Source organism: Mycobacterium sp., from assembly GCF_052145595.1.
GTDB lineage: Bacteria > Actinomycetota > Actinomycetes > Mycobacteriales > Mycobacteriaceae > Mycobacterium.
In genome coordinates, this window is the sequence record NZ_JBKQOI010000042.1 from 1 (window position 1) to 8,253 (window position 8,253).

An 8,253-nucleotide genomic window follows, 5' to 3' on the forward strand; every position below is an offset into this window, starting at 1 on the left:
CGAAGAAATAGATGGCGACCACGGAGCAGATGTTGACCACCATGGGGACGCGAATGGCCAGCGTGCCGCGGCCGTGGAACACCGCTGACCACCATGTAGGAGTCGCCGCTGACTTTGATCTTCTCCAGCCCGTGCCTGTCCACTAGTGCATCGAAAGCGCTATACAAGCGGTCGAGGAAGCGCACCAGGTCGGCCGGTGCGGTGCCGCTGGCACGTTCGGTGAATCCGACGATGTCGGCGAACAAGACCGAGGCGACGTCGTACTTGTCGGCGATGACGCTTCGGTCAGGGTCTTTGAGCCGCTCCGCGATGCTGGCCGGCAACATGTTGGTCAGCAGGGTCTCGGAGCGCTCGTACTGGGCTTCCATCACCGCCTCGGCGCGTGCGGTGTCACGCAGGGCGAACCACACGGTCACGACCACCATCACGACGCTGGAGATCGCGGTGACGACAAAGCCCGCCGAGTGGGCCCAGGGCGGCTGAAGCCCGGTGTCGCGGGGGACCAGGAACTCCAGCGCGATGATCAGGCCGGCGGCAACGGCCGCCAGTGCTGACGCCAACACGATGCGTTCTATCCCTAGCAGCAGCACCACTAGGCAGGCTGCCACCAGGAAGAAGAACTCAGATCCCGAACCGGTGCCCACGTCCCAGCAGCTGACGAAGACCGAGACATAGGCCGCGGCGATAAACGTAAGCGGCGCAACCAATTCCCCGAATCGATGCAGCCACGGAACCATCGCGAAGATGATCGCGGCCCCGACGTTGATGGAGCTGACCTGCCAGGACCAGGAATCGGTGGCAATTTGCACGACCACAAAGCTCGCGGTCACCATCACGGCCAGCCAGGCGGTGATGGAGAGCACCCGGGCACGTCGCGCGGCGCTGTCGGCGTAGTGCTGGTTGCGGTCGCGGGACTGTTCGCGCACGGCCGCGACGCAGTCTGGGCGGCGTACCGAGCCGTCCGCTCCCGCTGATGAGGCACCGCACTTCTTCGCGCCCACAATACGAGCGTAACCGTTGAGCTGGCTGCCTACCGCCTGTGATGGTGCCCTCGGTGAGATTCGAACTCACACTGGACGGGTTTTGAATCCGTTTCCTCTGCCAGTTGGGATACGAGGGCTCTCAAGGAGGGGCCGGCCCCTTACCTTAGAAGCAGCCTCCCACCATAGATGATTGCTGCCGTCGTCCCATCTCACCGCCCCCGAGGTCGCTGGTCCCAGGCGTTCACGACACAATGTCCGTCATGACAGGCCCCACGACCGACACCGACGCCGCCGTGCCGCGCCGGGTCCTGATCGCGGAAGACGAAGCGCTCATCCGACTGGACCTCGCCGAGATGCTGCGAGAGGAGGGTTACCAGATCGTCGGGGAGGCCGGCGACGGACAGGAAGCCGTCGAACTCGCCGAGCTGCACAAGCCGGACCTGGTGATCATGGATGTGAAGATGCCGCGCCGCGACGGGATCGATGCCGCGTCGGAGATCGCCAGCAAACGCATCGCGCCGATCGTGGTGCTGACCGCCTTCAGTCAGCGCGACCTGGTCGAACGGGCGCGCGATGCCGGGGCGATGGCCTACCTGGTGAAGCCCTTCACCGTCAGCGACCTGATCCCGGCCATTGAATTGGCCGTCAGCCGGTTCGCCGAGGTCACCGAACTGGAACGCGAAGTGGCGACGTTGTCCGATCGGCTGGAGGCCCGCAAGATCGTCGAGCGCGCCAAGGGCCTGCTGCAGGCCAAACAGGGCATGACCGAGCCCGAGGCGTTCAAGTGGATCCAACGCGCCGCCATGGACCGGCGGACCACCATGAAGCGGGTGGCCGAAGTCGTCCTGGAAACACTCGGCTCCGACGACTGACGCCGAATGGCGAGCGTGCGTGTCTGTACTACGACACGCCGTTACGGCCGTACATTTGCGCGCGCTCGCGAGGCCGCTACCGCGCCACGATCACCGACGAGCCATGCCCGAACAGGCCCTGGTTCGCGGTGACGCCGACGGTGGCGTTCTCCACCTGCCGGCCGGTGGCCTGACCGCGCAGTTGCCAGGTCAGCTCACAGACCTGGGCGATCGCCTGGGCGGGGATGGCCTCGCCGAAGCATGCCAGCCCGCCCGACGGGTTGACCGGGGTCTTGCCGCCGATGGTGGTCGCACCGCTGCGCAGCAGCTCCTCGGCTTCACCCTTGGCGCACAGGCCCAGGTGTTCGTACCAGTCGAGTTCCAGCGCGGTGGACAGGTCGTAGACCTCGGCCAGGCTCACGTCCTCGGGCCCGATGCCCGCTTCGGCGTACGCCGCATCGAGGATCTGATCCTTGAAGACCCGGTCCGGCGCCGGCACCACGGCGGTGGAATCCGTTGCGATATCGGGTAATTCGGGCAGGTGCTGCGGGTAGCGCGGGGTCACCGTGCTGACCGCACGCACCGAAGGGACGCCGTCGAGCGAGCCGAGGTGTTTACGGGCGAAGTCCGCGCTGGCCACGATCAGCGCCGCCGCGCCGTCGGAGGTGGCGCAGATGTCGAGCTGCCGCAGCGGGTCGGCCACCACCGGGCTCGCCAGCACGTCGTCGACGGAGGATTCCTTGCGGTAGCGGGCATGAGGGTTCTGCAGGCCATGCCGGGAGTTCTTGACCTTCACCTGCGCGAAGTCCTCGGGTGTCGCGCCGTACAGGTCCATCCGGCGCCGTGCGAGCAGCGCGAAGTACACCGGGTTCATCGCGCCGATCAGGTGGAAACGCTGCCAGTCGGGGTCGTTCTTGCGTTCCCCGCCGACCGGGGCGAAAGCCCCCTTCGGGGTGGTGTCGGCGCCGATCACCAGTGCGACGTCGCAGAAACCGGCCAGGATCTGGGCGCGCGCGCTCTGCAGCGCCTGGGAGCCGCTCGCGCAGGCGGCGTAGCTGGAACTGACCGGAACCCCGTTCCAGCCGAGTTTCTGGGCGAAGGTCGACCCGGCGATGAAGCCGGGGTACCCGTTGCGGATGGTGTCAGCCCCGGCGACCAGCTGGACCTGCCGCCAGTCCAAGCCGGCCTCGCACAGAGCGGCCCGGGCGGCGACCACTCCGTACTCGGTGAAGTCGCGGCCCCACTTGCCCCACGGGTGCATGCCGGCGCCGAGGATATAGAGCGGTTCTGGCGTGCTCGTCGTCATTAGCGCCGCTCCTCCGCCCCTCTTCCGATCGCACTGCTCTGTATATCGTCGCCGGCGGATGCGATCCTCCACGCGTGCACCATGCGCTGCACACCGTCGTCGTCGGTGTAAAGCGGCATGGTGGTGAGCTCCATCTCCATGCCGACCTTCAAGTCGGCCGCCAGCGTGCCCTCGACCACCTTGCCCAACACGATCAGGCCCTCGTCGGCCAGTTCAACCGCGGCGATGGCGAACGGCTCGAACGGGTCCGGAGCGGGGTAGGGCGGTGGCGGCGGGTAACGGTTTTCGGTGTAGCTCCAAAGCTTTCCGCGCCTCGACAGGGCGACCGGCTCCAGCGTGTCGCCGTCGCAGGCCGGATTGGGGCAGTTGTTCTCGCGGGGCGGGAAGACGTAGGTACCGCACTGGGGGCATTTGCTGCCAATCAGATGGGGACCGCCGGCCCCTTCGGCGGTCGCGTCGGTGGCGAACCATCCATCGATCGCCGGTTCTTGGCGGGTGACCTCTGGCACCGGGCCAGCGTACCGAGCGAAACCGCAAAACTGAAACGTGTTGCAGTTCTGGCTCGAGTGGTTCGGGCGCGTGGATCGTCACACCGGATGCATAGAGTTAAGGCCGTGACCGCCCCGACAACCGCTAAAAAGGCCACCGCGGATACCGCCAAGCCGACGCTGATGTTGCTGGACGGCAATTCGCTGGCATTCCGGGCGTTCTACGCGCTGCCCGCCGAGAACTTCAAGACCCGCGGCGGCCTGACCACCAACGCGGTCTACGGCTTCACCGCCATGCTGATCAACCTGCTCCGCGACGAGGCCCCGACGCACATAGCCGCGGCGTTCGACGTCTCGCGGCAGACCTTTCGCTCCGAGCGTTACCCGGAGTACAAGGCCAACCGGTCGTCGACCCCCGACGAGTTCCACGGTCAGATCGACATCACCAAGGAAGTGCTGGGCGCACTGGGTATCACCGTGCTCGCCGAAGCGGGGTTCGAAGCCGACGACCTGATCGCGACGCTGGCCACGCAGGCCGAAAACGAGGGATACCGGGTGTTGGTGGTCAGCGGTGACCGAGACTCCCTGCAGTTGGTCAGCGATGACGTGACGGTGCTCTACCCCCGCAAGGGGGTGAGCGAACTTACCCGCTTCACCCCCGAGGCCGTCGTCGAAAAATACGGGCTGACGCCCACGCAATACCCCGACTTCGCCGCGCTGCGAGGCGATCCCAGCGACAACCTGCCCGGCATACCGGGCGTAGGGGAGAAGACCGCCGCCAAGTGGATCGCCGAGTACGGCTCGCTGCAAGAGCTGGTCGACAACGTCGACTCGGTCCGCGGCAAGGTGGGCGACGCACTGCGGGCGAACCTGGCCAGCGTCGTGCGCAACCGCGAGCTCACCGATCTGGTTCGCGATGTACCGCTGGCCCAGACCCCCGACACGCTGCGGTTGCAGCCCTGGGATCGCGACCAGATTCACCGGCTCTTCGACGACCTGGAGTTCCGGGTTCTGCGGGACCGGCTGTTCGAGACCCTGGTCGCCGTCGAGCCCGAGGTCGACGAGGGTTTTGACGTGCGCGGCGGTGCGCTGGAGGCCGGCACGGTCGGGCAGTGGCTGGCCGAGCACGCAAGCGACCGGCGCCGGGCCGGACTGGCCGTCGCCGGTACCCATCTGCCCCACGGTGGGGACGCCACGGCGCTCGCCATCGCCGCAGGCGACGGCGACGGCGGCTACATCGACACCGCGACGCTGACTCCCGACGACGACGCCGCGCTGGCGGCCTGGCTGGCCGATCCCGCGAAACCCAAAGCGCTGCACGAGGCGAAGCTGGCCATCCATGACCTCGCGGGCCGCGGCTGGACGCTGCGCGGCGTCACCTCCGACACCGCGCTGGCGGCCTACCTGGTGCGCCCCGGGCAGCGCAGCTTCACCCTGGACGACCTCTCACTGCGCTACCTGCGTCGCGAGCTGCGCGCGGAAACTGCTGAACAGCAACAGCTTTCGCTTCTCGATGACATGGACGGGGTGGACGAGCAAGCTGTCCAGACCCTGATACTGCGGGCCCGGGCCGTGGTGGACCTGGCCGACGCGCTGGACGCCGAGCTGGACCGCATCGACTCCACCGCATTGCTGGCCGAGATGGAGCTGCCGGTTCAGCAGGTGCTGGCAGACATGGAAAGCGTTGGCATCGCTGTCGATTTGCAGCTGCTGGGCGAGTTGCAAAGCCAATTCGGTGACCACATCCGCGACGCCGCCGAGGCCGCCTACGCCGTGATCGGCAAGCAGATCAATCTGGGCTCACCCAAGCAGCTGCAGGTGGTGTTGTTCGACGAACTCGGGATGCCGAAGACCAAGCGGACCAAAACCGGCTACACCACCGACGCCGACGCCCTGCAATCGCTGTTCGACAAGACCGGGCATCCGTTCCTGCAGCACCTGCTCACCCACCGTGACGTCACCCGCCTGAAGGTCACCGTCGACGGGTTGCTGCAAGCGGTCGCCGCGGATGGCCGGATCCATACCACGTTCAACCAGACGATCGCGGCGACCGGCCGGCTGTCGTCGACCGAACCCAACCTGCAGAACATCCCGATCCGCACTGACGCAGGGCGGCAGATCCGGGACGCGTTCGTGGTCGGAAACGGCTACAGCGAGCTGATGACCGCCGACTACAGCCAGATCGAGATGCGGATCATGGCGCACTTGTCCCGCGATGAAGGCCTCATCGAGGCGTTCAACACGGGGGAGGACCTGCACTCGTTTGTCGCCTCGCGCGCATTCGGCGTGCCGATCGAGGAGGTCACCGCCGATTTGCGCCGCCGGGTCAAGGCGATGTCGTACGGGCTGGCCTACGGCTTGAGTGCGTATGGACTGGCAGCGCAGCTGAAGATCTCCACCGAGGAGGCGAAAGTCCAGATGGACCAGTACTTCGCCCGCTTCGGCGGGGTCCGCGACTACCTGCTGAACGTCGTCGAGGAGGCCCGCAAGGACGGCTACACCTCGACGGTGCTGGGCCGCCGCCGCTACCTTCCCGAGCTAGACAGCAGCAATCGCCAGGTGCGCGAGGCCGCCGAGCGGGCGGCGCTCAACGCCCCCATCCAGGGCAGCGCGGCCGACATCATCAAGGTGGCGATGATCGAGGTCGACAAGGCGATCAAACAGGCCGGACTGGCATCCCGGATGTTGCTGCAGGTACACGACGAGCTGTTGTTCGAAATCGCGCCCGGTGAGCGAGAACAGATCGAAGTTCTGGCCCGCGACAAGATGGGCGGTGCCTACCCGCTCGACGTCCCGCTCGAGGTGTCGGTGGGTTACGGGCGCAGCTGGGACGCTGCGGCACATTAGCTGGTCATTGGTCGCCGAACGTAACCTCACGGCGAAAACCGGCCGAAAATTCGCCGGGACGTTACATTCGCGGGGGACATTTGACCAGGCCGCGTGCAATGGGCGCGCCGGGCGAGTTTGTCCAGCGTGTGCCCTGTCGAGTAGCCTCAACAGGTAAATCCCTTTTTGTCCCTACGACCCAACCTGTCCGGAGCAACCCAACAACATGCCGAGTCCCACCGTCACCTCGCCGCAAGTAGCCGTCAACGACATAGGCTCGAGCGAGGATTTTCTCGCCGCAATCGACAAAACGATCAAGTACTTCAACGATGGCGACATCGTCGAGGGCACCATCGTCAAAGTGGACCGGGACGAGGTGCTCCTCGACATCGGCTACAAGACCGAAGGGGTCATCCCCGCTCGCGAACTCTCCATCAAGCACGACGTCGACCCCAACGAGGTCGTTACCGTCGGTGACGAGGTCGAGGCCCTGGTTCTCACCAAGGAGGACAAAGAGGGCCGGCTGATCCTCTCCAAGAAGCGCGCCCAGTACGAGCGCGCCTGGGGCACCATCGAGGCGCTCAAGGAGAAGGACGAGGCCGTCAAGGGCACCGTCATCGAGGTGGTCAAGGGTGGCCTGATCCTCGACATCGGGTTGCGCGGATTCCTCCCCGCCTCGCTGGTCGAGATGCGGCGTGTCCGTGATTTGCAGCCGTACATCGGCAAGGAGATCGAAGCCAAGATCATCGAGCTGGACAAGAACCGCAACAACGTGGTGCTGTCGCGGCGGGCCTGGCTGGAGCAGACCCAGTCCGAGGTGCGCAGCGAGTTCCTCAACCAGCTGCAGAAGGGCGCCATCCGCAAGGGTGTGGTGTCCTCGATCGTCAACTTCGGCGCATTCGTCGATCTCGGCGGCGTCGACGGTCTGGTGCACGTCTCCGAGCTGTCCTGGAAGCACATCGACCACCCCTCCGAGGTGGTTCAGGTCGGCGACGAGGTCACCGTCGAGGTGCTCGACGTCGACATGGACCGCGAGCGGGTCTCGTTGTCGCTCAAGGCGACTCAGGAAGACCCGTGGCGGCACTTCGCCCGCACCCACGCCATCGGTCAGATCGTGCCCGGCAAGGTCACCAAGCTGGTGCCGTTCGGTGCGTTCGTCCGCGTCGAGGAGGGCATCGAGGGCTTGGTGCACATCTCCGAGCTGGCCGAGCGTCACGTCGAGGTGCCCGACCAGGTGGTCGCCGTCGGCGACGACGCGATGGTCAAGGTCATCGACATCGACCTCGAGCGTCGCCGTATCTCGTTGTCGCTCAAGCAGGCCAACGAGGACTACACCGAGGAATTCGACCCGGCCAAGTACGGCATGGCCGACAGCTACGACGAGCAGGGCAACTACATCTTCCCGGAGGGCTTCGACCCCGACACCAACGAGTGGCTCGAGGGTTTCGACACGCAGCGCACCGAGTGGGAAGGCCGCTACGCGGAGGCCGAGCGCCGGCACAAAATGCACACCGCGCAGATGGAGAAATTCGCCGCAGCCGAGGCCGCCGCTGCCGAGCGGCCGCAGGCCAACGGCTCGTCGGGTGAAGAGCCGCAGGGTGGCTCGCTGGCCAGCGACGCGCAACTCGCCGCGCTCCGGGAGAAGCTCGCCGGTAGCGCCTAACCCGGCGTAGCCATCGATGCTTCGGATCGGGCTGACCGGCGGCATCGGCGCCGGTAAGTCGGCGGTTTCGGCCACGTTTTCGCAGTGCGGCGGGGTCGGTGTCGACGGCGACGTGATCGCCCGCGAGGTGGTCGAG

At 66.2% G+C, this 8,253-nt stretch carries 7 protein-coding genes and 1 tRNA gene; 4 read left to right on the forward strand and 4 right to left on the reverse strand.

The features are described 5' to 3' along the window. Both ACLP4W_RS02710 and ACLP4W_RS02715 read right to left on the reverse strand, forming a co-directional pair. Positions 1-1,001 (reverse strand): adenylate/guanylate cyclase domain-containing protein (locus tag ACLP4W_RS02710; protein ID WP_442383878.1); only part of this gene is annotated, 1,001 nt, incomplete at its 3' end. 42 nt (positions 1,002-1,043) lie between these two features. After that, positions 1,044-1,120, reverse strand: a tRNA-Leu gene (locus ACLP4W_RS02715). 123 nt (positions 1,121-1,243) lie between these two features. Here ACLP4W_RS02715 and ACLP4W_RS02720 point away from each other — a divergent pair. Beyond that, complete coding sequence (locus tag ACLP4W_RS02720; protein WP_442383880.1) at positions 1,244-1,855, forward strand: ANTAR domain-containing response regulator; 612 nt, start codon at positions 1,244-1,246, stop codon at positions 1,853-1,855. Positions 1,856-1,931: 76 nt separating this feature from the next. On the opposite strand, the gene ACLP4W_RS02725 is transcribed toward ACLP4W_RS02720, so the two are convergent. Continuing rightward, on the reverse strand, positions 1,932-3,140 hold the full coding sequence (locus tag ACLP4W_RS02725) for a lipid-transfer protein (RefSeq protein WP_442383882.1): 1,209 nt from the start codon (positions 3,138-3,140) through the stop codon (positions 1,932-1,934). After that, positions 3,140-3,649, reverse strand: coding sequence for a Zn-ribbon domain-containing OB-fold protein (locus ACLP4W_RS02730; RefSeq protein ID WP_442383884.1), 510 nt, complete (start codon positions 3,647-3,649; stop codon positions 3,140-3,142). The genes ACLP4W_RS02725 and ACLP4W_RS02730 overlap by 1 nt, the downstream gene beginning before the upstream one ends. A gap of 87 nt (positions 3,650-3,736) precedes the next feature. Here ACLP4W_RS02730 and polA point away from each other — a divergent pair, with 87 nt between their 5' ends. The 3 genes from polA to ACLP4W_RS02745 form a co-directional block, all read left to right on the forward strand. Next, positions 3,737-6,475, forward strand: coding sequence for a DNA polymerase I (gene polA, locus ACLP4W_RS02735; protein WP_442383886.1), 2,739 nt, complete (start codon positions 3,737-3,739; stop codon positions 6,473-6,475). A 205-nt stretch (positions 6,476-6,680) separates the two neighbouring features. Next, complete coding sequence (gene rpsA / locus ACLP4W_RS02740) at positions 6,681-8,117, forward strand: 30S ribosomal protein S1 (protein ID WP_442383888.1); 1,437 nt, start codon at positions 6,681-6,683, stop codon at positions 8,115-8,117. Positions 8,118-8,133: 16 nt separating this feature from the next. Further along, on the forward strand, positions 8,134-8,253 hold a 120-nt coding region (locus ACLP4W_RS02745), incomplete at its 3' end, for a dephospho-CoA kinase (RefSeq protein ID WP_442383890.1).